19 protein-coding genes and 1 tRNA gene are annotated in these 22138 nt (G+C 62.3%); 9 read left to right on the top strand and 11 right to left on the bottom strand.

Annotation, left to right across the window (positions count from 1 at the left end; translation table 11 throughout):
- Positions 1-88: 88 nt before the first annotated feature.
- A complete protein-coding gene (locus ADAD_RS0100295) occupies positions 89-706 on the top strand; it encodes an HD domain-containing protein (protein WP_010407924.1) in 618 nt (205 codons plus the stop codon).
- Here the strand turns inward: ADAD_RS0100295 and ADAD_RS0100300 are convergent.
- The 10 genes from ADAD_RS0100300 to ADAD_RS0100345 form a co-directional block, all read right to left on the bottom strand.
- Positions 703-1671 carry a hypothetical protein gene (locus ADAD_RS0100300; RefSeq protein WP_083825541.1) on the bottom strand — a complete coding sequence of 323 codons (969 nt, stop codon included), beginning with the start codon at positions 1669-1671 and terminating at the stop codon, positions 703-705. The two genes, ADAD_RS0100295 and ADAD_RS0100300, sit on opposite strands and share 4 nt — an antisense overlap.
- A 44-nt stretch (positions 1672-1715) precedes the next feature.
- The gene (locus tag ADAD_RS0100305) at positions 1716-2435 is read right to left on the bottom strand and encodes a DsbA family protein (protein WP_010407930.1); all 720 of its coding nucleotides are present in this window, start codon (positions 2433-2435) and stop codon (positions 1716-1718) included.
- Positions 2436-2448: 13 nt separating this feature from the next.
- Positions 2449-3828, bottom strand: coding sequence for a M48 family metalloprotease (locus ADAD_RS0100310; protein WP_010407933.1), 1380 nt, complete (start codon positions 3826-3828; stop codon positions 2449-2451).
- A gap of 12 nt (positions 3829-3840) precedes the next feature.
- Positions 3841-4947 carry an alpha/beta hydrolase gene (locus ADAD_RS15270; protein ID WP_237700701.1) on the bottom strand — a complete coding sequence of 369 codons (1107 nt, stop codon included), beginning with the start codon at positions 4945-4947 and terminating at the stop codon, positions 3841-3843.
- Positions 4889-5992, bottom strand: a complete 1104-nt coding sequence (locus tag ADAD_RS0100320; RefSeq protein ID WP_010407938.1) for a phosphatase domain-containing protein — start codon at positions 5990-5992, stop codon at positions 4889-4891. The genes ADAD_RS15270 and ADAD_RS0100320 overlap by 59 nt, the downstream gene beginning before the upstream one ends.
- 69 nt (positions 5993-6061) lie before the next feature.
- On the bottom strand, positions 6062-7540 hold the full coding sequence (locus ADAD_RS0100325) for a PAS domain-containing protein (RefSeq protein WP_010407940.1): 1479 nt from the start codon (positions 7538-7540) through the stop codon (positions 6062-6064).
- A gap of 103 nt (positions 7541-7643) precedes the next feature.
- On the bottom strand, positions 7644-8111 hold the full coding sequence (locus ADAD_RS0100330; RefSeq protein ID WP_010407941.1) for a DUF2141 domain-containing protein: 468 nt from the start codon (positions 8109-8111) through the stop codon (positions 7644-7646).
- The gene (locus ADAD_RS0100335) at positions 8069-8791 is read right to left on the bottom strand and encodes a sterol desaturase family protein (protein ID WP_010407943.1); all 723 of its coding nucleotides are present in this window, start codon (positions 8789-8791) and stop codon (positions 8069-8071) included. Before ADAD_RS0100335 ends, ADAD_RS0100330 begins: the two co-directional genes overlap by 43 nt.
- A gap of 44 nt (positions 8792-8835) precedes the next feature.
- Positions 8836-9345, bottom strand: coding sequence for an MmcB family DNA repair protein (locus ADAD_RS0100340; protein WP_010407945.1), 510 nt, complete (start codon positions 9343-9345; stop codon positions 8836-8838).
- Positions 9346-9408: 63 nt separating this feature from the next.
- Entirely contained in the window at positions 9409-9786 is a 378-nt protein-coding gene (locus ADAD_RS0100345) for a hypothetical protein (RefSeq protein ID WP_010407947.1), read from the bottom strand.
- Positions 9787-9929: 143 nt separating this feature from the next.
- Between ADAD_RS0100345 and ADAD_RS0100350 the strand changes: the two genes are divergently transcribed.
- A tRNA-Arg gene (locus ADAD_RS0100350) sits at positions 9930-10006 on the top strand.
- Positions 10007-10380: 374 nt separating this feature from the next.
- Positions 10381-10881 carry a competence protein CoiA family protein gene (locus ADAD_RS17340; RefSeq protein WP_443100998.1) on the top strand — a complete coding sequence of 167 codons (501 nt, stop codon included), beginning with the start codon at positions 10381-10383 and terminating at the stop codon, positions 10879-10881.
- Positions 10882-10911: 30 nt separating this feature from the next.
- Here ADAD_RS17340 and ADAD_RS0100360 read toward each other — a convergent pair whose 3' ends face one another.
- Positions 10912-12210, bottom strand: coding sequence for a hypothetical protein (locus tag ADAD_RS0100360; RefSeq protein ID WP_139020285.1), 1299 nt, complete (start codon positions 12208-12210; stop codon positions 10912-10914).
- Positions 12211-12822: 612 nt separating this feature from the next.
- Between ADAD_RS0100360 and zorA the strand changes: the two genes are divergently transcribed.
- The 6 genes from zorA (at position 12823) to ADAD_RS0100395 (ending at position 22136) form a co-directional block, all read left to right on the top strand.
- Entirely contained in the window at positions 12823-14748 is a 1926-nt protein-coding gene (zorA, locus tag ADAD_RS0100370; RefSeq protein WP_010407962.1) for an anti-phage ZorAB system protein ZorA, read from the top strand.
- Positions 14748-15476, top strand: a complete 729-nt coding sequence (locus ADAD_RS0100375; RefSeq protein WP_010407965.1) for an OmpA/MotB family protein — start codon at positions 14748-14750, stop codon at positions 15474-15476. Before zorA ends, ADAD_RS0100375 begins: the two co-directional genes overlap by 1 nt.
- Positions 15473-16879 carry an EH signature domain-containing protein gene (locus ADAD_RS0100380; protein ID WP_029139792.1) on the top strand — a complete coding sequence of 469 codons (1407 nt, stop codon included), beginning with the start codon at positions 15473-15475 and terminating at the stop codon, positions 16877-16879. The genes ADAD_RS0100375 and ADAD_RS0100380 overlap by 4 nt, the downstream gene beginning before the upstream one ends.
- Positions 16873-20685 (top strand): DEAD/DEAH box helicase, encoded by a 3813-nt coding sequence (locus tag ADAD_RS0100385; protein WP_010407969.1) that lies wholly within the window; start codon positions 16873-16875, stop codon positions 20683-20685. The genes ADAD_RS0100380 and ADAD_RS0100385 overlap by 7 nt, the downstream gene beginning before the upstream one ends.
- Positions 20682-21020, top strand: a complete 339-nt coding sequence (locus ADAD_RS0100390; protein WP_010407971.1) for a hypothetical protein — start codon at positions 20682-20684, stop codon at positions 21018-21020. The genes ADAD_RS0100385 and ADAD_RS0100390 overlap by 4 nt, the downstream gene beginning before the upstream one ends.
- 522 nt (positions 21021-21542) lie before the next feature.
- The gene (locus tag ADAD_RS0100395; protein WP_010407973.1) at positions 21543-22136 is read left to right on the top strand and encodes a hypothetical protein; all 594 of its coding nucleotides are present in this window, start codon (positions 21543-21545) and stop codon (positions 22134-22136) included.
- Positions 22137-22138 lie beyond the last annotated feature (2 nt).

The following is a 22138-nucleotide window of genomic DNA, read 5'->3' on the forward strand; positions in this document are numbered from 1 at the left end:
GGCGTGTCTAGCGCAAGCTTGCGCGCAAGCCCAAACTTTTGCGCGCCGATCTGCGATGGGTTACATTCCACGCAAGAGGAGAGGACATATGCAACCCGCCGACACGCTGCATTCCGCGCAGGAGCGCGCCAAATTTCGTGAGATGAAGGAAGGCACGGCGCAGGACTGGGCGATCATCGGCAGCGAATACCGCGCCTTCGCCAAAGGCCTGCCCGACCGGGTGCTGGACCATCTCAGGCTGCTCGACGGTGATTTCGGCGGTTTCCCGATCTGCCGGCTGGAGCATTCGCTGCAGACCGCGACCCGCGCGCACCGCGATGGCCGGGACGAGCCCTATGTCGTGATGGCGCTGCTGCACGACATCGGCGACACGCTGGGCAGCTACAACCACCCCGAAGTGGCGGCCGCGATCCTCAAGCCCTTCGTCAGTGAGGAACTGCACTGGATCTGCCAGAACCACGGCGCCTTCCAGGGATATTACTATTTCCACTTCCTCGGCATGGATCAAAACGCGCGCGAAGCCTTCCGCGACCATCCGCATTTCGAGGCGTGCCGGGAATTTTGCGAGAAGTACGACCAGGCGGCATTCGATCCCGAGTATGAGAGCGAGCCGCTGGAATTCTTCGAGCCGATGGTGCGCCGGGTGATGGCAAAGCCGCTTGCCTCCGCCTACGCAAAGGCGATGGAGGACGAAGCCGCCGCCTAATCGGAGGGCATGTCCTCGCGCCGGAAATGCTCCGCCCAGTCGGCCTTGCCCGTTTCGGCGACGAGCGATTCGATCAGCGGAAACTCGGCCTCGATGAAATCGCGGCGCTCGTCCCAGCCGTCGTGCGTACGCTTGCGGAAGATCCATCCGCCATGCCGCGGCCCCCATGTTTCCATGAACGCGCTCGCCGCGGAAGGTTCGAAGCCTGCGTTCACGAGCAGCCAGGGCATCAGCCTGTCCGCCTCGCGCTCGGTCAGGCGCACGGTCTTCTGCTGGCGACCGCCATTGGCGTCGAACCAGGCGCGGTGCTTGAGCACGTTATGCGCGAATTCATGCGCGAGCACGGCGGCCAGCAGCGGGTCGGGATAGTCGAGCCCGGCAAAATCGGGGCCGATCACCACCCGATGCCCGTCCGCCACCGCACTGCTGCCTTCGCCGATCTCGAACCGGCTGCGGCAGGCGGGTGATCCAGCGATATCGAAAGTCAGCGGCACGCCATCGCGCAGGACGGAGACCGGTACGGCGCCGGTTTCGGCCAGCACACGCTCGGTCTCGGCCCGGACGGCTTCGATCCGCGCCCACGGCCTGGCCCCTGCCATCGGGATATCGGCGATCCGCAGGTCGCCGATTGCGGTCACCGTGTCGTCCACCCGCAACCCCGCGCGCATCGCCGGGCCATCGGGCACCAGCGCCTGTACGCCCACATCGCCTTCCAGCCGCAGCAGGTCGCGCAGCTTGTCCCCCTCGCCATAGGAGGCCATGTCGTGCAGCAGCATTCCGGCCGAGGCGGTCACATCCTCGCAGAAATCCACATTGCTGGTCGCCAGGCGATAGCCGAGCCACAGAACGCGCGCGTCCTGCGCCCGAAACGCGACGAGCGCGGCGGGCAGCGGGGCGCGTGGCTCAGCCGAGGGCGTGCTCTGGTCAGCGGTCGCGGGCGTATCCTGCGCTGCCGACTGAGCCATCGCAGGCGCTGCAACCAGCGCGAGTGCCAAGATGGCGCGACGGATCACGAATCGTCGTCGGCGCTGTCGGCCGCAGCTTCCACCGCCGTGGCCAGCGCCTCCACACCCTGAGCCCCGTGCAGGATCGTGTTGCCGGTGATCCATGCGGGCGTCCCGGTGAAGCCCAGTTCCTCGGCCAGCAGCGCGTTGCGCATCAGCTCCATCGTTACGTCCTGGCCCTCTGCGTCGGCTCGCGCCCGTTCCATGTCGAGCCCGGCGGCCTCGCCCGCGCGTGCCAGCGCATCCGCATCGGCCGTTTCCTGTTCGAACAGCGCCCCATGGAAGGCGGCGAACCTGCCCTGCTTCGCGGCAGCCAGCGCCAGCCGCGCGGCAGCCTCGCTGCCTTCGAAGATGGGCCATTCCTTGATCACCACGCGCAGCTGCGGGTCCTGCGCGATCAGCTGTTCCAGATGGCCGTGGCTGAGGCGGCAGTAGCCGCAATTATAGTCCGAGAATTCGAACAGGGTGCGCGTGCCTTCAGGGTTGCCGAGCACCGCGCCGGGGAAGGGTGCGCGCCATTCGTCGCCTGCCTTCGCCAGCCGGGCCTGCGTCTCGCGTTCCTGCAGCTCGGTTGCCATGCGCGGGAGCATGTCCGGATTGTCGAGCAGGAAGGCCTCCGTCTGCCGGTCGGCCAGCCCGGTCGCCTGATACAGCGCCGCGCCCAGCACTCCGCCAAGCAGGGCAAGGGCGAACACGCCCACGATGCGCAGGATGGTGTCTTTCATGGTCGCGGGGCCCCTAGCTGTCTTCGCGTTCGCGTTCGAGCGCGGCCTGCGCCTGCATGCGCACGTCCTGCGCGCGCAGCCAGTCGGCAGAGCCCACCGGCAGTTCGGATTCGGCGCGCTGGGCATTGCGCAGTGCCTCGATGTAGCGGCGGGTCATCACCTGCTGTTCCGCGCTGGCGAGCTGTGCGCGCGGCATGTCGCCCTTGGCGGCGTAGACCACGCCCAGCTGATACCAGGCGAAGGGATTGAGCCGGTCCTTGGCGACGGCCGCGCGCAGCACCTGTTCGGCCTCGTCGTAATGGCTCGCATCCTCGGTCGCGATCAGCGCGTGGCCGAAGAGCGATGCGATCAGCGGCTGGCTGCCGCTGAGCGTGCTGGCCTTGCGCAGGTCCGGCAATGCCTCGTCGGGGCGCCCCGATTCGAGCAGCACCTGCCCGCGCAGTTCGAGGAAGTAGGGGTTCTCGGGATTGATCGCGATCAGCGCGTCGGCCTCCGCCAGTGCAGCCTCGACCCGCGCATCCTTGTGGTAGGCATAGGCGCGCGCATAGCGCGCCGGCACGCTTGCATCGGTGACAGGGTAGGTCCGCAGCGTTCGCACGGGTTCGGAAAGATAGCCGAACAGCTTTGCACGCACGCGCTGGAAGCGCGCCTCCAGTTCCGGGTCGGGCGGCGTGTCCCATGCCGGGTCGCGCGTATAGACCTCGCGCAGGCGGCTGATGCGGTCGCCCGAAAGCGGGTGGGTGCGGTTGAAGCCCGCCTCGTCGCTCTGGCTGCGCGCGTAGCGATATTCCTGGTTGAGCAGCGTTTCGAAGAACGACAGCGATCCGCGCCCGGTGATCCCTGCGTCGGAAAGATATTGCGCGCCCGCGGCATCGGCGGCCGATTCCTGCACGCGGCTGAAGGCGAGATACTTGCCGAGCGCCGCGCGCTGGCCCGCCATGATGACGCCCATCGCCGCATCTCCCGCGCCCGCTGCCGCGGCCACCGCGCCCAGCAGCAGCGAAAGGATCGAGATGTTCTGCGCGCTGCGCATGCCATCGCCCGAGCTGACCACGTGGCCGCCGGTGATGTGGCCCAGTTCGTGCGCGATCACGCCCTGCACCTCGTTGGCGCTACCGGCCGCGTTGATCAGGCCCGAATGGATATAGACCACCTGTCCGCCCGCCACGAAGGCGTTGATCGACGGATCGTTGACGAGCACGACATCGACATTGCCGGGGCGCAGCCCGGCCGCCTCCACCAGCGGTTCGGCCATGTCTTGCAGCAGTGCCTCGGTCTCGGCATCGCGCAGGATGCTCTGCGCCATGGCCGGCTGGGATGCGAGCGTGAGAGCCAGCAGGCAGGCGAGCGCCCGCGCCGTGAAGCGGACAAGGAAGCGGGGAGCAGTCACCATGGTGACGCCACGCTAGCCTTCCGGGGGCTGAATGTCTCCTGAAGCTTGCGCTTGCTCTTGCGCGCCGCCTTCGCCCGTGCCGGTTCGCGTGGCCTGCAATTCCCGTTCCCGACGCGCGGCGCGCGTGCGTTCGCGCGCGGCTTCCTGCAGCCTTTCGCGCAGGAAGGTCGTCACCGTATCCTCCACCCGGGGATCGCCGATCCGGCTGCCGTCGAAGGGCCGGGCCAGCGTCATGATGATGCCCGCATGGCCCATATCGTTGAATACGGCGTGCCGCGCGCGCGCGCCCTTGGCGGCGAGCGCGTCGTAGAGAGCCCTGGAATTGGCCGGTTCGACCGCTTCGTCCTGGAAACCCGTCGCGAGCAGCATGGGCGGCGCGTCGGCCCGGGCGAAGTTGACCGGCTGTGTCTCCGCGATTCTCTGGGTCTCGCCGAAGGCATCCTCGGCATTGCCTTCTTCCAGCGGCAGGAAATCGTACGGTCCGGCCAGGCCGATCACGCCGTCGATCGTATCGTCGGGCAGGCCGAGGCGGCGCGTCCAGCGCCGGTCGAGCCCCAGCATCACCGCGTTGTAGGCGCCTGCCGAATGGCCCATTAGGTAGATCCGTTCGGGATCGCCGCCATATTTGCGGATGTTCTGCGTGGTCCACCTGAGCGCTGCCGCCCCGTCGGCGAGCATCGCGGGGTACTTGCCTTCGGGCAGCAGGCGATAGCCCGCGTTGACCACCACGAAGCCCTTGGGGGCGAAATTGCGGCCGATGAAGCCGTATTGCGCCGGGTCGCCATTCGCCCAGCCGCCGCCGTGGAAGAAGATCAGCACCGGCTGCAGTGCATCTTCGGGCGCATCCTCGCTGCGATAGATATAGAGCTGCCGGTCCTCGTGGTTGCCGTAGGCGAGGGGGCCACGCTGCTCGATCCGGTCATTGGCGCTGAAGGCGCGATCGATCGTGTTGGGAATATCGTGGCGCACATTGGGCCAGATCCAGTGCCACAGATTGTAGGCGAGGATCGTCAGCGCCAGAACGAAGATCATCTGGAACAGGCAGCAACCGCCCGGTTCCTTAGGCTTCTTCTCCAGCTCGCGACTCCACCGTTTCCACGATGCGCGATGTTTCCCCATGCGGTGCAACCCCTGCTGCTCTCAGGAAATCCCGACCGACCGCATAGCTGTTTCCCAACCACAGGGGCACCCCAAAGGACTCGATGACCCGTTTCGCGTCAAGTTCGACCTCGGTCAGCACTTTTTCGGTCGTGCGGATGAACACCGCCGCGATCCGCTCGGGCTCGCGCGCGACCGCCTCGGCAAAGGCGGGCAGGTCCCCCTGCGTATCGTCGCCGATGAAGGCGAAGCGCATGTCCGCGAAATGATCGAGGATTTCGGAGATCGACTTCCGCTTGTGCTCGCCGTGGCTCTTCTTGCCGATCGTGGCGCGGTTGAAGCCCCAGTTGCGCAGGAACAGCGCGCCCAGCGGCAGTCCGCGCGACTGCTGGAACGCGACGAGGTAGGAAAACAGGTTCCACGGGGAAGACGAGATATAGAAGAACGGGCGATGCGTTGCCGGGATGAAGCTGCCGGTGGGCTGCTGTTCGCTCGGCACCGCCAGCCCTCCGCCGATCGCGCCGTAGAAGGCGTCCGCGCCTTTCACGAGGATGCGATCCTGCGGCATCTGCGCGAAGATGCGCTTCCAGTTGCGCACCACGTTGTGGATGCCGCCGGTAATGCCCGTTTCGATGATCGTATCGTCGATGTCGGAGATTACGCCGATCTGCGCGTCCTCCCCCGGCACCAGCACATGCCCCGTCACCGACTGGTGGCCATCGGCGTTCTCCCAGCCCAGCCGGACGACTTCCCACGCGGTTTGCGCGTGGTAGGGCCAGTCGCCTTCGAGCGGCACATCGAACCGGAAATAGCCATCGTCGTCGGACGTGACGACATGGTTGAAATCCTCGCCATCCGCGCGGGTGAGGCACAGGGTGACGCGCACATTGCGGACTTCGCTGGCGAAGAACTGCGACATCATGACGCGGAAGGTGCGCCAGCGGCCCGCCTGTTCGAATTCGGGCGCGCGGGAGCGCTGGGTCCGGCCGACCAGCGTCAGCCTGCCGCGGCTGCGATATCCGAAATAAGGTTGCACCCGAACCGGGCGGCGCCTGAAAATCGCCATGGACGCGCAGCTAGCCTGCCCCGGCCCCCGCGTGAACCCCCAAGGAGGTGCGGGTTCACTCTCCCGGTATCAGCCGGCGAGATGCTTCGCCGCGCGGGCCAGCAGGCGGTCATCATCCGCAACTTCCCCGAGAAAGGCGATCTCGCCATTATCGTCGCGGCGGATGACGCACAGCGAATGGCGCGCGCCCTCGGTCGGGATTTCGGAGAGCGGGCGCGCTGCCAGCGTACCCAGCCTGCGCTCGATCCGCGTGCCTGCCGTGGCGGCGGAACCCGAGGGACGGCGCGCAGCACGCTCGCGGGCGACGATTGCCTTGAGGCCGCCCTCTGCTGCCTCGATGGTATCGGCCAGCGTGCCCGGGGCGATCTCTTCGCGGTGCGCAAAGGCGAGCACGGCGGCATACTCGGCCAGCCGCGACTTGTCGTAATCGGTCCCGAAGACGAGCTTGACCACCGGGGTCAACGGCGCGCGCGGCGAGATGGAAATCGCGTTGTCTTCCAGCAGCCGGGCGAAGGCGTCCGGCTCCTGCTGCGCGGCCAGGCTCACGTCGTAGGCACGGCCCACCGCACGGTAGAGCGCGGCGTGGCTGCGCATTTCGGCGCTGCGGGCTTCGGCGGCAAGCGCCCGTGCATCGGCCAGGCAATCGTGCAGACCCGTGGGGCTTTGCGGCGCGGGCGTCGTGCCCGGCCGATCGAACGCGTCGCCGTCCGCATCAGGGCCGCCGCTTTCTTCGGCGGTGGCCGAATCGGTTGCCGACTGTTCGATTCCATCGAGATGGGCGTCGAGCCGGGCGAAGGAAGGGCTGGGAAGAGGCCGCTCGCCCGCTTCCTCGCCACCGGGGGCGCCCGGCCCATCGGCCCAGCGCGTGATCGACGGGGCGGTGGCAGTGCGCGGGGCCTTGCCGCTCAAGGGGTCTTCTTCCTCCCGCTCGGCCGGCTTGCCCGACAGCGCCTGATCCACTTCGAGCAGCAATTCGTCCGTCGTCAGCTGGTCGGCCACTTCCTTCCAGTTGATGACCCCGTAGATGAAGTCGATGGTCTCGTCGTCGGTGGAGAAGGGCAGCAGGATTCCCCGATAGAGAATCGCCACGTCCTGCGCGTTGACGAACTCCGCCTCGAACCCGATCGGGGCCTCGTTGGCGAGGATCTGCATGTAGTGATCGGTCATCCTGCTCAGCAGGGAGCGGCCCGGCACGTCGGCAAGCGTGCGGATGTCCCCTTGCGCGCCGCATTCACCCGCCAGCTTGGCGCCGAGGAAGGTGATGGCCGGATCCTCGATCCCCGCCGTGAAGTCCAGCAACACGCCGTTATCGGCGAAATCGGGCAGGCTGTCGGGCTCGATATCCTCGACGCTGGGATAGCGGCGCTCCCCCAGCAGGGTGGCCCAGTAGTTATAGGCGCGCACCTGCATCCGGCGCTCGTCCTGACCCACCGGGGCCGGCGGGCTGTCGTCCACGGCAAGCTCGCCGTCCTCGTCGCCCGTCCCGTCCCAGGGAGTCTCGTCGTCCGCCCCGTCGGGAAGGCCGAATTTTCCGCGCAAGCTGTCCATGTCTTCAACAAACCCCTGAATGTTTGGGGTCCGTTGTGACGGGCCATGGTAAATATTGCGTTAGCCGCGGCAGCGTGTGTTCGCGCCCGCTGCCGCGCCGGGATCACCGGCTCATGTAGCGCATCCTGATCTTCTGGTAGACCGGCGCGTCGCTATCCACCGTGAAGGCTGCGGCAGAGAATTTCGGCGGGCCGAACCGGGCCTTCGCATCGCGGGAGAAACCGAAGCCTTCCTTGGGCAGGAACAGCACGGTGTCCGCCTTTCCGTTGCCGTTCTCGTCATGCAGCAGCGAAATGGCATATTCGCCGGGCGGCACGTCGTTGAACACGATCGTGACGCGCGCATTCGCCCGCACCATCCGGCGCTGCGCCCGCTCGTCCTCGCCACAATCGGGGAAGGCCCCTTCGCTGGGCGTGAGACAGGCAAGGACCGATCCGTCTGCCGAGCGCACGTCGACCACGGTGACGACAACGTCCTGCGGCACCCTGGCGCTGTTGCCCAGTGTCAGCAGCGCCGCGCCGCCCAGCGCTAGCGCGGGAAGCTTTGCGATAGTCCCCGGTCGGTTTTGCATAAGCGGTCCCAGAATCTGAAATAGAGCCCGTAATTGCACAGGTAGCGTTCGTGATGGAGCTGGTGATGGCTGGCGGTGATGATCCACCCGCCAAGCGGCGAACGGACGAGCCACCGCGGAAACATCTCCCACCCCATGTGGTTCGTGACGCCCATCACGGTCATCACGGCCAGCACGACGCCCAGCATAGCAATGTGGATGGGCACGAGGAAGACGAGAAAGGGGATAATCACCGCACCCGTGAGGGCTTCTATCGGATGGAAGCTCATCGCGGCCCATGCGGTGGGCGGCCGGCTGGCGTGATGGACGGCGTGCGCCACGCGAAAGACACGCGGGCGATGCATCCAGCGATGCGTCCAGTAGAACCAGGTGTCGTGCGCGAAGAGGTAGATCAGCACGGAGAGCGGCAGGTACCACAGCGGATAGGCGGTCCAGTCGCGGTAGATCAGGGTCCAGCCGAAACGATCCCAGCCGAAGGCGACGATGCCCGCCGGGATGCCGAAGATTGCTGCAGAGACCAGCGACCAGCCGATCTCGCGCCGGATCTGCTTGCGCAGCCCCGCGTGGTAACCCGGGCGCACGCGCGCGGTCAGCATGGCGAAGGCCCCGCTGGTGGCGAGGTAACGCAGCGCAACGATTGCGGTCATCGCGATGATCGAGAGGGTGAAGGCAAGCAGCATCGGCGACTTGCCCTATGCCGCAGATGGAGCGCGGTTGCGAGAACCTATTGCTCGCCACCCCAGGGCGCGCAGGCCGGATCGCAGGCGACCGTGGCACGGCGCAGCGCGGTGCGCGCAAGCCGCTCCACCTCCACCTTGCGCCGCGCGGGGGCCAGCGGATGGCGCGCCGCCGGGCGCAGGATCTCCGCATCGTAGCCATCGGCCACGATCAGCCCGCAGCGTTCGGGCTGGAATGCCTCGCCTTCCAGGATCGCGGGATCGAGATGCGCGCCGATCCCCCAGTAGAACTTGTCGCAATGGTCCAGGTAATCGGTCCACTTGCCATCCCCGGTCAGATCAGCGCGGGACACCTTGATCTCCACGATGATGACATGCCCCTTGGCATCCACCCCCATCAGGTCTGCGCGGCGCCCGCCACGCAGCGGCATTTCGGTAAGCGTCCAGATGTCGTTGCGCGCGAACAGCCGCATGATCCCGCGCGCCGCCTGGCTCGCATCGCACAGCGACTCAGCAGGGGTGGCGGGGGTGTCGAGAAGGAAGGGAGCGTCGGCCATGCGCCCTAGGAACAGACCGGAAACATCGTGTCAAGCCGCCTGCTGCGCGCGCGGTGCGGGGAGCTAGCAGGCGAGCGCCGTAGCCGCTTCGCCCAGCACCTGTGCGCGCCCGCGCTCGTACTCGTTCCACAGCCGGATCGCTGCGGCATGCGGGTTGGCGGAGGTGCCGTGCGCGGCGAGCAGCGCGTCGAGCCCTGCGCGCATCGTTGCCACCAGTTCGGCCAGCGCGAAGATCGCCGCATCGCCCCGCGTGCCCTGCACGGCGGCGAGCAGGCCGATGCGCGCTTCGGCGTGGACGTCGTGAACCGGGGTGGGCCTGCCCGCGAGCATCGCGAGGACCCTCGCGGCGTCCTCTACCGCGCCCCACTGTTCGACCAGCGTGGACCCCGCGTCGAGCGGGTGCGGCGGCGCAAGATCTGCTTGGGGGGCGAGGTCGCTCATGACAGGCGGACGCTACCCGTGCGAATCTTGCCAATCTCCTAAGGCCCGGCGCGTGTATGACGGGCAATGCGACGCACCCGGCGATTTTTACCGTGGCGCGCGCCCCGGCGCTTTGCTAAGCGCCCGCTTCGCGCATTCGCGATGCACCCGTAGCTCAGCTGGATAGAGCGCTGCCCTCCGAAGGCAGAGGCCACAGGTTCGAATCCTGTCGGGTGCGCCAGCTTTTCCGCCATTTTTGTCCGACCGACCGATTTTGCACTCCGGTGTGTTTCCGGTGAAATGGGTAGAACATTCGCGAATTATCGCGTCGCCTATGTAGCGGGCGCCGAGCTCAGGGCACATCTGTCCGCTCTCGTCCCCAATCGCGAACGATCCCAAGATGTCCGCTATGCGCCCTAATTTTGGCCATTCGCGACGTTCGCGACGTATCCTGAAAGCCGCCGTTCGTTCAGGGTTCACCAAATGGCAACAAGGCGCCCTAGTTTCGGTCGTTCATCGGCCCGGCGCGCAATCTCGAAAGCCGCCGTTTGTTCACATCGCGCGATACCCGGCGAGCCTCTCGCACTCAGCGGGCGGATGCAGCTGATGACAACAATGGACGCGATCCAGGCGCAAGGCGGCGCCCGCCTTTGGAAGGCAGACGTCCTCGTGCAATGGGCGGGTCGGCGCATCGCGATAGAGATACAGCGCTCCTACCAACACCTTCGCGACTTCGAGCGTCGGCAACAGAGATACCGGGACGCTGACGTGGAGTGCGTCTGGCTGCTGCCGCGCGACGCCTACCATAGGCTCGCGAAAGCCACGGGAAGGGTCCGCCTTAAAGAGGAATTCGGGGGAAGTTTCCCGCCTTCAGGAAGCATCGGACCATGTCTGCGGCACCTACCTGTCGCTAGCCTCCATGATCCCGAGAGGGCGGAGATCGCAGGAGCCGGACTTTTCCGAGTCACCCTCGACGCGTGGTGCCGCGCGATACTGGAACGGCAATTTCAGTGGTCTGATGGCCTATGGATGATCGGAACAGACCCATCATCGCCGATATCCGGAATACACTCTCCGGTGACGAGGCCAACGAACGCGACTGGCGAGCCGCGCTAACATCGGTGCCGCGTCGTGACGTCTATACTCCTAGCGGCTGATCCGGTTGGACATTTCATCACCGACCGCCTCGATCCTGCCGGGGTCGACCCGAAGCCCTAGGATGCTGGGCGGATTGTCACGTTCAAACAGGCGCAGGTCCTCGCGCTCGCGCGGGGTCATGCCGATCGCAGATCGCTTCACGATGCCAGCCACCGCCTGCTGCCTGATCCAGTAGAATAGCTGATCGATGCGCTGCAGAACGATCGGAAGGTTCCCATCCGGATCCTTCCGCGACATGTGCCGATCCATGACGGCCCGGATCGAATGCAGCCGATCCTTGGAGCTTGGATGCGTGGAATCGATGCCTCCAGTCTCACGCTTATGGAGCGACTGACAGGCGTCCACCACCTCGATGCCCTTGAGAAAGATGTAGGGAGCGACACTGGTCAGGGCGTTCGAGTATCCGAGGCGCACCGCGGTCTCTGTCGCGAGAACCGCTCCTGCGGCGTCCGCCTCGAACTCCGCCTCATGGGAGAAGATCGTCGCCTCGGTATCCCCGAAAGCATCGTCCCTGACGCCCACGCTCTCCGACGCAGTCTCAAGGTGACCGAGCATAAGATGAGAGAGCTCGTGCGCGATCACGAAGCGCTCCATCGCGACGTTCAGGGGGATGTAGAGTGTCAACGCGCCGGCTTCAGGGATCCACGGCTCGCTCGCGCGGACGGTGCCCAGGAAGACCATCGCGGCGAACATGTCCTCGATGCGTCGCGCGATGTCGGGGGCTTTGGCGTTCGAGACGATCCGCCGATCCTCGAAGACGATCGCACCGTCCTTCACCACGCCTCGCGTGAAGCAGGTGGCCACGATCTTGGCGAGCGAAGCGCAGAAGATGAAGAGCTCGGAATCGACGAACACATGATGATACTCGTCGTCCCAGGTGTTCGCACAGCAGAAGGCGTTGACGAGGCCCGATGGCACCGACGAGACGAGGAGCTTACGGCCGCCCGGTTCCAGGGCGGCCAGCGCCATCGTCTCCGACACTTGGTCGACGATCTGCTGGATCAGCTCGCGCGTCCGCGGCTCGTCGTATTCACCGACCTTGGCGGAGGCGGGCCTCGTGAGCATCGCGTCGAACTCGCCCATCATTTCGCCACCGGCGCCCTCGACCGCGTCGCGCATCTTGCGCAGGTGATCGTCGCGGATGTGCAGAGGGGCCGCGTTCGTCTCGCGGGCCAGCAGGCCCGAATACCGCTCCGCGAACCGCGCCTGCACCGATTCCGCCCAGTCACGGGCTCCCTGCAGCCGAAGCTCCGGGGTCATCTCCTCATCATCGAAACCGTCAGCCAACTCTGCTTTCCAAACTACCGTGCGGATCGGCCCCATAAACGATTGCGAATACGACGAAACCCATGCCAGCTAGATCAACACGAACAGCCACGAAATCAGCAAGGGTTGCTCAATCGATGACAATGATGGGGCGGCCAAAGCAAGCGCGACTGATCTGACAGCGACACCTGCTCCACACCGCACCCGAACATCAGGACAGGATCACGGCGTAAACTGCGATGAGCGGGAAGCCTGTTTCAGAACTGGCTGATCTCCCATTTGGCGGGGACATCATCGTCGATAAGGTCGAGACGCTCTATAGCGGCATTCGCCTGCACGTGGCCGAAAAGTCCTATCTAATCGAAATCTCGTCTGGGAATACTTGGGAGTGTCCGGAGGAATTATTCTGAGGATATCGCCTAGGTTCAACTACAATGACCACAGAACTCGACAAGCCAAGCTCAAGTCCCAAAAAAATCATGAAGTTGCTGCGACCTGCCTTGGCGCACACTCTCGGTTTCGATAGGGTTTAGCTCGTGCGGAGCTATTCATGCCGGTTGTCGTCCGTAGGCTCGGTCTGCGAACGCTGCAGGTCGCAAAAGCCTGGCACGTTCGAATGCTTCTGGGGGTTGCATGAAAATTACGGAATGGCTCGGTCACGGGCTCATCTATTTCTTCACAGAAATACCAATCATCGGCGATGCGATGGCGGCTTTCTTGGCGATTGTGCTAATCGGCGCTGCGCTCGTGATCGCCTACCATTACAGGCGCAAATATCACGCCCCACTTGCGGGCGCGATCTATGCGCGCGTTCGCCTTCTCGATGAGATAACGGGCGGCAGCACCGCCGATGTAGACCAGGCGCGCCTCGAGTTTGCGCGCAGGTTCAATGACATTGATGAGCAAATGATGGAGGCGAACGGTTCGGAGGCGCTGCCTCTGCGTAGAACTTGGGAGGAGTATCGCGAAACGATTGTCGATCCCTCGGCAGAGGTTCTTCAGAACTCCGCTCGCCCCGAACACTTCTTCGTTAATTTAGGTGACCGCCATCGTGGGTTGAACTGGTTTGCCAATATATTCATCGCACTGGGACTTCTAATCACTTTCCTGGGCATCATCGCAGCCCTTTCGACACTTGATTTCAGCGGCGGTGTCGACGCGATGCAGGAGCGGCTCAATGACTTGATGAAGGTCGCTGGAGCAAAGTTCTGGGCTTCGGTGGGAGGCATCGTGGCCTCCATCATTCTTCGTTCCTATGACTACCGGTTCGGCAAGCGGATCAATGACGGATTATCCATGCTCTGCGACAAGCTCGAGCATGGGATGGCTTATCTGCCACCGCAACGTATTGCGAGCGATCAGCTTGAACAACTTAAAGAACAAACGCCGGCACTCCGTGCCTTCTCAGAGCAGCTTGCTGCCGCCCTCGATGGCGCTTTGGAGAAGCAGATGGCTCCCATGATCACCCATCTCGGATCGATCCAGCAGGGCATAGACAAGATCAGCGGCGGTGGCGGTGAAGCCGTCCGCGACGCGATCGCTTCAAGCGCTGGCGCTGAAATGGCCGGGCTGGCGGATGCCATTGGCGCGATGACACATTCCATGGCTTCGATGTCTGAACGGATCGAAAAACAGAGCGGTGAAGCTGATCGCCAAATCGAAGAAGCTGTCAGACGCTTCGGTCAAGCCTCGGAAGAAATGCGTTCAGCGTTTGGGGAGCTTAGTCGTAACTTCGGCGTTGTTGCTGACCGCATGCGGGAAGAAAATGAGCAGGCCAGCGAACTTGCGAGGAAGCGGATGGACGAACTGCTGAGCAATCTCGGGAATACACTCGACGAGATGAAATCCGGTCTCGCCTCTGCTGCGAGCGAGATGGGTGAAGCGTCTGCACAGGCCGCGAATGACGCGGCCCGGATCGGCCAAGAAGCAATGGAAAAATCTTTCTCACAGTTCGTTGAACGGTTCAATCAGACCGGCCAACCGCTGGTTGGCAGCATGAAAGATGCAGGTGAAGCCATCTCGTCGTCTGCGGATGGCCTTTCCAGTGCGCAAAGCGCCATCGGAGATCACGCGCGTGCGATTGAGCAAGTAGCAGCGCGATCAAGTGATCTCGCTTCTGCTTTCGGAACGGTGGCCAACGACGTCGAGGCGGCTACGGCCCCTGTCCGTCAGTCGGCAGCTTCCATCGCTGAAGCAGTCAAATCCGTTGAATCTATCGTTTCAAACAATGCGCAGTCGTCCGAAAGTGCACGCGACGAGATGCGCCAACTTGCCGCAGCGCTAAACGAGACCGCGACTGCCGCCTCCTCCGCATGGTCTGAATATCGCGCTCGTTTCGAAGACGTGGACAGAGCTCTAGGCGATGCGATCGAGAAGATTTCTGACGCTGCGGGCAACCATGCTTCGAACCTCAACGAGCGGGTCGGCCAGATCGACAAAGCGCTGGGCGATGGGGTGGCGCAGCTCGCCGGCGCTCTCGAACCTCTCACGACCTTGCGGGATACCGTCGAGGAACTTGCTGGCATCCTTGCCAACCAGAACAGGGAAGCCGCTGAATAATGGAAGGCGTGGTCCGCCGGAAGCCGCCTGAGGAGGGCGAAAGCTATTTTATGTCCATGACGGACATGATGGTCGGCCTGCTTCTTATCTTCATTATCCTGTTGGCCTACTTTGCCCTCAATCTGCAGACGAAAACCGAGGAGCTGACAGGCGCTAACAGGACCCGCGCCGAGATCCTCAACGATCTGCAGCAGTCCCTGAAAGACCGAGGGCTCAAAGTGGAAATCGACACCAAGACCGGAGTTCTGAGGCTCCCCGACGACGTCCTGTTCGACAAAGGCCAATGGGAACTGACGGAGAGGGGGCAGGCTGCCATCAGCAAAGTTGCCAACGCCATGGTCGAAGTCCTGCCTTGTTATACCGCTTCCGATCTTTGCGAAGGCGAACGCTCACCCCACTTGATCGACGCTGTCTTTGTCGAGGGGCACACGGACTCTGACGTGATGTCTGGCGGCATCAACAACTATGGACTTTCTGTGCGCCGGGCAGAAACAACTTTCACCATGCTCCAGCGCAACCAACCGGCCCTTCGCGGCTTTCTTAATAGACCGGCGGTAGAGGACGGCGCGGCGCCAATCCTAAGTCTGAGTGGTTACGGTCCTGACCGTCCTGTTGATCGTGGCGATTCCGAAGAAGCCAAGAAGCGTAATCGTCGGATCGACTTGCGCTTCCTGATGACGACGCCAAGCGCAGGCCTCGACCGCGACATATTGAGTCAGGAGCAATGAGTTCGCTGCGGTCTGCAATTGCAAGAATGGATGCCTTGGCATCCACCGGACTGGCGAAACCTCCGACGACACAGCCCGAGTTGCAGCGACAATTAGCCAAGCTTGATGCATGTGTGGGCGAAGCAGAGCCCGTCATCGAACTTAAGCCATTCCTGCGAGGCGCGGCCGATACGGGTGCAAACGGCTTGCCGCGGTTTCAACTCAACAGGGTTCTGCGCGGAGCATGGTGCGACCCGGAGTTCGATGACCTGGGCGTTGCGGCGCTAGAACGGGCCGAAGTCGACCATCGGCGCAGTTCCGACCAGGCCGTGATCAATGGCTACCTTACCTATTTCCCAACGGAACGCTCGATCATGCCGATGCTTGCAGGAGCTGCCTCCCGGGCCGCCGGTCGGCATGACTGGGCGTGGCGCGGGCGTGGAGCAAGGTGGGATCTGTTCAGGCCGCAGATAGGACCAACCAAAGTGGCACGCGATTTTGTTGCGCGCGACGCGGATGGCATTTCCTTCTTGATGCGCGAGACGGGCCTTGGCGCAAACCTTGCGGCAACCGGGTTTGGTCAGGCAACTTTTGCCGAAACCTGCAAAGCGACCGCAGAGCTTCAGCCTGCAGAAGCAATCGGCCCGCAGCGCAGTATCTTGCGTATGTTTGATACAGAAGCGCAGGCAGGACAGTTGGAACTGGTTGTCCGCAGCCTGCTAGAGCCCTGGATCAGGACCAAACCCGAACCCGAGCATCGAAAGGCAATTTCCGAGTTTCTGCTCGATCAGGTGGGTGATCCGCGTCTCCAGCGCACCCGGTGGGACAGGATCGTGCGATCACTCGCCGAGTCGATCGGTGGAGAACGTGCGCGCGAGGTCACTCAGGTGTTCAAGCGCTGGCTTACCGAGGTCGCGATGCGCGAGTTCTTCCGCGCCATTGCAAAAACCACGGATCGGCCCGATCAGTGGGCACAGCGCGAGAAATTCTGGATGGCATACCTCGATGAGGGCCTCGTCAGCGATGCATGGCCCGCTTTGGGGATCCGGGCGCGCAACAGGATCGAGGATCTCATTCGTCAAAGTGGTGAACGCCCGGAATATGGCATCATTCGGGGGGGGGCTGCTTCGTCGTCATCTATTATCATGCAGATAGGCGATCTGCGCATATCAGAATGGAGCGATAACGGATCTTGCCGTTTCTGGAGTGACACCGATCCCGGAGCACCGAAACTCTACGTAAAGGTCTACGACGGCGGGAAGCTGCGGACCACCAGTGGACGGTCGGATTTCGAATATGAGTCTCACGTCCCTGCAAGTCCTGGATGGGAAGGCAAGTTCGCCGGTATCATCCATCGCCGGACATCAATCGCGCATCCCCATTTCGGGAGAGGCCGTGGCCGCAACTGGAATGATCGATGGTAACGACCAAGTTCATTGCCACACAGAACGAGGACGGTGGCGAGACGATTGCACTTCTCCGCGAACAGCCGGGCGGGCTTTTCCGGCGAGCATCGAGCGAAATCGTGCCCGTCCCGGAGTGGCCTAGAGTAGCCCCCGAAGCTGGCCAAGCCGCTCTGGCGCTGGCTCGAGCTCTCGATGATGATGGTCAGATAAGCGAAGAGGCGGAGGGCATAGTCCTTCCACCGCAGATCGTTGCACGGCTCGATGAGGCCGACGCATTCGCACTCGGTCTTCCGCCAGCCACGTCGATGACCCTTCAGCTCAACTCAGGGGGTTCGCTCGCTGAAGGAACAATCAAAGTCGATACGAAATGGGTTCGCCGCGGTGGCCTGCCGGTTCGAGCCGACATCGCTGGCGCGCGTCTTCGAGACGGCGGGCGTGTCGGACGAATTCCCGAGCCGATCTACTCGGCCTTCCAGTCCGCACTCGCAGTCAACGCGGCGGGTGATCCCGATCAGCGCCGTGCTTTCTTTGCCGAGCTTCGTTCGAAGCTCGGAGACGATATCGGCACCGGGATTGAGGCGGATGGCTTTCTCGACCGTGTCCGGATTGCTTATGCCGCCAATTTTTCGCTCAACGCAAAGACCGACCATGGACGTTTCGACTTCGACCCAGTCCTCTTCTCCAAGAACGCAAGCGAGAGCGCTGAGGGTGATCTGGTCGACGAAGAAGAAGCGTCGCTGCTTACCCCCCAGGACAATCAGCATTTTCAGCGTAGGTTCCGAGGCCAGGAGGGCGGGCGGCGAAGCTATCTGCTTTCAGACGGGACGCTCCTTTTTCTCGACCCGATGCTGGGCAAAGCTCTCGACATTGTGCGCGCAAAGCAAGTGGGCACCTCCCGAGAGAAGCGCGAATTTCTGCGTTCCCCGCAGCGTGTCCTTCGAGAAGAGCTCAAGCTAGACGCGAGTGGCGACGACGAAGCCGCTGATTGCCTCTTCATCGAGACACAGCAATTCTCCGAGCGGGTCAGTGGGATCGAGGTCTGGCAAAAGCCGGTCCTTCCCTGGATCAAACCCAAACCAAACAGCTGGCTGCCAGAAGGATTTGGCCTACGGATCGGAGATCCACCCAATGCGCGCCACGTTCAACTAGCGCCTGGCGAAGCCGAAAAACTTGCCGACGATGTCGAGATGGCGATCGATGCATGTAAAGAAACAGTAAGCTGGGCTGCTGAAGAAATCCCGGCTACTCCGGCAACACTTCAGGCTGCCCGCGCAATTGCGAACCTTGAAGACGAGATAAGCTGGGTTCGCGAAGAGCGCGCAGAGTTCGAGCTACCACCGACAGAGACTGCTGAAATCTTCTTCCTTCAGGTCGGTGAGAATTTCGAGCAACTAGATTATGCGCGCCTGCCTCGTCCGAGTACCGGAGTGACGTCTTTTGAGCCTCCCGAGCTCCCGAACGGTATGAGGTCAAATCCCAAGCCTCATCAGGTGCAAGCGTTCGCCTGGTTTGCAGAAGCTTGGGAACGGCGACTACCGGGAGTTTTGCTCGCCGACGATATGGGGCTCGGGAAGACCTTCCAAGCGCTGATGTTCTTGCTGTGGGTGCGCCAGCGATCATCGCAGCGGAAGCCCGTTCTGATCATCGCACCAGCAGGGCTGCTGCGAAACTGGCAAGCCGAAATTTCGCAGCATATTGATTCTGGTCTTTTGGGGCCGGTTGTAGAAGCGTTTGGCGCGAATCTGCGAAATTTTCGTCTTGAAGCCGGGAGCGATATCCGCGGTGGAACATCGCGACTCGACGCGTCCGAATGGACCGACGCCGGTATCGTGCTGACGACCTATGAGACGATGCGTGACTATCACATGAGCTTCGCGCGTATTCCCTTCGCGGCAATCGTCTACGATGAAATTCAAAAGCTGAAAAATCCTGCCAGCCAAATGACCCGCGCGGCGAAGGCGTTGAACGGGAGAATTCAAGTCGCAATGACTGGCACCCCAGTCGAGAACCGATTGCAGGATCTATGGTCGATCGCGGATACGGTGTATCCGGGCTTTTTGGGGTCTAGCCGAGAGTTCGAGAACAGCTTCCCGCCGAACGATCTCGATCGACTTCGCGATCTGCAAAGCCGTCTGACCGAACGAGACGGAGAATTGCCACCCTTTATGCTTCGCCGCATGAAGGACGAGATACTCACGGGCCTCCCTGAGAAAAGTTCGCGCAAATATTCGGTCAAGATGCCGGTGGCACAAGCTCAGGCTTACGACCTTGTGCTTGCTAGGGCCCGAGCACTGCGGGAAAGCGGTGAGCAGGGAGCGATGCTCAAGGTCCTCCACATGCTGCGGGGAACATCGCTCCACCCCTCGCCGCCGCGTGGTGTCACGGATATCGATGAATACATCGGGCAATCTGCGCGATTGCAAAAGACCTTCGATATCCTCGAAGAGGTCAAGGAACGCGGCGAGAAGGCACTCCTTTTCTGCGAAGATCTTGAGATGCAGGCATTTCTCGCAACAGCGATCCAAGAACGCTTTTCGCTTAGTCAACGACCGATGTGCATTAGCGGCAAAGTGGCTGGCCATAAGCGCCAGGAGATGGTCACCCGGTTTCAAAGTTCGCCGGCACCTTTCGACGTTCTCATTCTATCGCCGAAAGCGGGCGGTGTTGGACTGACAATCACCGCCGCAAACAATGTGATCCATCTTTCCCGGTGGTGGAACCCAGCGGTCGAAGACCAGGCGACCGACCGGGCCTACCGGATCGGACAGACCAGACCAGTGACCATCCACATCCCGATGGCTGTCCATCCGGATGAGGCAATTGGGCCCTCGAGCTTTGACGAACGTCTCGATGAACTGATGGAGCGCAAGCGCTCCTTGAGCCGGGGGCTGCTCATGCCACCGGAAAGCGACTGTGATGTGGAGGACCTGCTTTCCGGCGTGCTCAATGGCCGCTCGTCAGGACAGCAGGATGCGAGCAGCTTGCCAGGCATCCCCAGAGAGATTGAGGCGGATGGAGAAAATGATCGGCAAGAGGTCGGCGATCAAGAGCCTGAGGCGTCCTCTGATTCACCAATGGCGTCAGAGATCAATGAACCAGCAGGTTATGGCAAGATTCCCGACCCGCTCGAAAATCCGACCGAGGATGATGAGGCTGAGGCAGCCACCAACGATACAGACAAGAAATCCCCATCGAGTCATTCCTCGGAAGAAGCAGCGCCTTCGGCACCGCCCAAGGCCGCAGAAAATGTCCGCCCTATCGACGCTGGGGAGCAAACTCGCCGCCCCATCCTGTCCCTGGGCACGCCGGTTGAAGCAGCAGAGGCGCGCGCAACCTCGGTTCAACGGGTTGTCTTCGAGCAATACGGGCAGCGAGACTGGACTATCTTCGAACAATACGCTCGCGATGCACGAATAGATTGGCTCGAAATCCAGGATCCCTATTGCTGTGCAAACGAGCTGGCGCGTGGGCGCCTAATCAACTTCATCAGTCGGTTCGAGTGCCTCGCTTCTGAACTAACGGCCGTCCAAATCATCGCTTTTGATGCAGACTCGGTGCAATCGCGCACGCCAGAAAGCACGCCAGAGCAGCGCCGAGACCTCGAAGAGCGCTGGAACCGCATGTTCCCTTCCGTATCCCTTCATTTAGCCCAGAAATCCCGGCGATCGACTGGCGATCTGCATGATCGCTTCGTCAGGGCCAAGCTGGAGAATGGAGACCGCGTAGTATGGGATTTGGGTCGAGGTGTTGACGGCGTCATGAGTGCACGTTGGTCATGTGTGGTGAACGCCTTTTACGAAACCTCTGCGGGGGTAACGAAATGACCAATCTGGAGAAGCTGGAAAGGCAGTTCGATCTAGCGATGTTCGAGGTCTATCGGCGCGCGAAGGATGAGGCCGGCTACAACGCAACGATGTTTCTCCAAATGCTCTCTGACACCAACGGGCGGCGAACCGCGAAGGCCCTCATCAACGCAGCAAAGCCCTCAGATGGTTATACTGCCCTCTGCATTCGAGAACGTCTGGACCTGACTGTCGAAGCTTTGGTCATCGAAGACCAGCGCTGGCATCCCCTCTTCACTGAGGATGGGCTTAAACGGGCACGGCGACGATTGAAGGAATATCGATACGAACCACGCTCAGCGCCGAAAGCAATATGAAATAGCGCCACCAGGGATAGTAACATCGGGCATAGGTGTGTGGGCAAGCCAATTTTGTAAAATGACTGGTTTGCAACTTGAATCGACCAGTCCGCGATGCCCTTATCGAGACCGCGAAGGCTGCCGTGCATTTTCCGTTGACTGTCCGCCTTGGCGGAACAAGCACGGTAACTGAGTTTGCGTTTCGTGTGACTTGGACTGCGAGTGGGTGTGACGTAGGGCTAGCAAAGGCGAACCAGCAGTAGCGTCTCGTAGGGGGGATGAGAATGAGGTGTTCACCTCTCTCAACGAGCGTAGCGAGGCGTAGGTTTTGATTCCCTGCCCGGACCAGATCAAGAATCTTGGCCCCTTAGCCCCCTTAGCCGGCTCGCCGTGCCGCGACTTCAATCCTGCGCAACTCCAGACACCAGCCGGCTCCTTCCAGCCGAATCCTAACGCAATAATTCGCGAATACACGGACCGTTTTTTAGCTGGATCGCTAATCCATTGACATCAGGGTTAGATTGTCTAGATCGACGATCCATGGAGAAAACTTGCTCCCTTGATTCTATTGCGCTGATCAACAGCGGCGTCGCAGTCGACCGATCCGGCGGCGGCGCTCTTGCCGTGGTCGTAGGTGACGTTGGTGCCAAGGTGCTTATCGATACGGAGCTTGGTGAGGTTGCGATTGCTGGTGATGATGCGCGCCTGAAGGATTCGGACATACTCATCTCGCTGCGTGGCAAGCGGAACGGCTCGTCGGTCTTCATGGCAGCGAGGTTTGAAGGCCGGCCCGTTTATGCCTCGCTTGATGTGGCTGTCATCAGGCTGCGCCATCCAGATCAGATGAACGCGCTCGCGCTGTCGTTTTGGTTCAATCTCGAGAGCACCCAGCGACTTCTGTCAGTGCATCGAGTTGGCAGTCACGCGTTCAGGCTCCCGCTGCCAGCGCTCCGGAAATTTCAGGTTCCGCATTTCACCCCGCGTTCGGCCGACCTGTTCGTCCGCGCCGGCGTGGCTGGGCGGCAGGCGACGAAGATTGAGCGTGAAATAACGGATCGCCGAGAGATCGTATTCGAAGAAATGATGACCCAGGCTGCCGCGCAATTTGTGGGTGGCGCAGGACGAGAGGATTAGTC

It is taken from the genome of Citromicrobium sp. JLT1363 (genome assembly GCF_000186705.1).
Classification (GTDB): Bacteria; Pseudomonadota; Alphaproteobacteria; order Sphingomonadales; family Sphingomonadaceae; genus Alteriqipengyuania.

Excerpts from the sequence above, each read along its gene's own strand:
- ADAD_RS0100295 (WP_010407924.1), top strand. The coding sequence starts at position 89 with ATGCAACCCGCCGACACGCTGCATTCCGCGCAGGAGCGCGCCAAATTT.
- ADAD_RS0100300 (WP_083825541.1), bottom strand. The coding sequence starts at position 1,671 with ATGGCTCAGTCGGCAGCGCAGGATACGCCCGCGACCGCTGACCAGAGC.
- ADAD_RS0100305 (WP_010407930.1), bottom strand. The coding sequence starts at position 2,435 with ATGAAAGACACCATCCTGCGCATCGTGGGCGTGTTCGCCCTTGCCCTG.
- ADAD_RS0100310 (WP_010407933.1), bottom strand. The coding sequence starts at position 3,828 with ATGGTGACTGCTCCCCGCTTCCTTGTCCGCTTCACGGCGCGGGCGCTC.
- ADAD_RS15270 (WP_237700701.1), bottom strand. The coding sequence starts at position 4,947 with ATGGGGAAACATCGCGCATCGTGGAAACGGTGGAGTCGCGAGCTGGAG.
- ADAD_RS0100320 (WP_010407938.1), bottom strand. The coding sequence starts at position 5,992 with ATGGCGATTTTCAGGCGCCGCCCGGTTCGGGTGCAACCTTATTTCGGA.
- ADAD_RS0100325 (WP_010407940.1), bottom strand. The coding sequence starts at position 7,540 with ATGGACAGCTTGCGCGGAAAATTCGGCCTTCCCGACGGGGCGGACGAC.
- ADAD_RS0100330 (WP_010407941.1), bottom strand. The coding sequence starts at position 8,111 with ATGCAAAACCGACCGGGGACTATCGCAAAGCTTCCCGCGCTAGCGCTG.
- ADAD_RS0100335 (WP_010407943.1), bottom strand. The coding sequence starts at position 8,791 with ATGCTGCTTGCCTTCACCCTCTCGATCATCGCGATGACCGCAATCGTT.
- ADAD_RS0100340 (WP_010407945.1), bottom strand. The coding sequence starts at position 9,345 with ATGGCCGACGCTCCCTTCCTTCTCGACACCCCCGCCACCCCTGCTGAG.
- ADAD_RS0100345 (WP_010407947.1), bottom strand. The coding sequence starts at position 9,786 with ATGAGCGACCTCGCCCCCCAAGCAGATCTTGCGCCGCCGCACCCGCTC.
- ADAD_RS17340 (WP_443100998.1), top strand. The coding sequence starts at position 10,381 with ATGGACGCGATCCAGGCGCAAGGCGGCGCCCGCCTTTGGAAGGCAGAC.
- zorA (WP_010407962.1), top strand. The coding sequence starts at position 12,823 with ATGAAAATTACGGAATGGCTCGGTCACGGGCTCATCTATTTCTTCACA.
- ADAD_RS0100375 (WP_010407965.1), top strand. The coding sequence starts at position 14,748 with ATGGAAGGCGTGGTCCGCCGGAAGCCGCCTGAGGAGGGCGAAAGCTAT.
- ADAD_RS0100380 (WP_029139792.1), top strand. The coding sequence starts at position 15,473 with ATGAGTTCGCTGCGGTCTGCAATTGCAAGAATGGATGCCTTGGCATCC.
- ADAD_RS0100385 (WP_010407969.1), top strand. The coding sequence starts at position 16,873 with ATGGTAACGACCAAGTTCATTGCCACACAGAACGAGGACGGTGGCGAG.
- ADAD_RS0100390 (WP_010407971.1), top strand. The coding sequence starts at position 20,682 with ATGACCAATCTGGAGAAGCTGGAAAGGCAGTTCGATCTAGCGATGTTC.
- ADAD_RS0100395 (WP_010407973.1), top strand. The coding sequence starts at position 21,543 with ATGGAGAAAACTTGCTCCCTTGATTCTATTGCGCTGATCAACAGCGGC.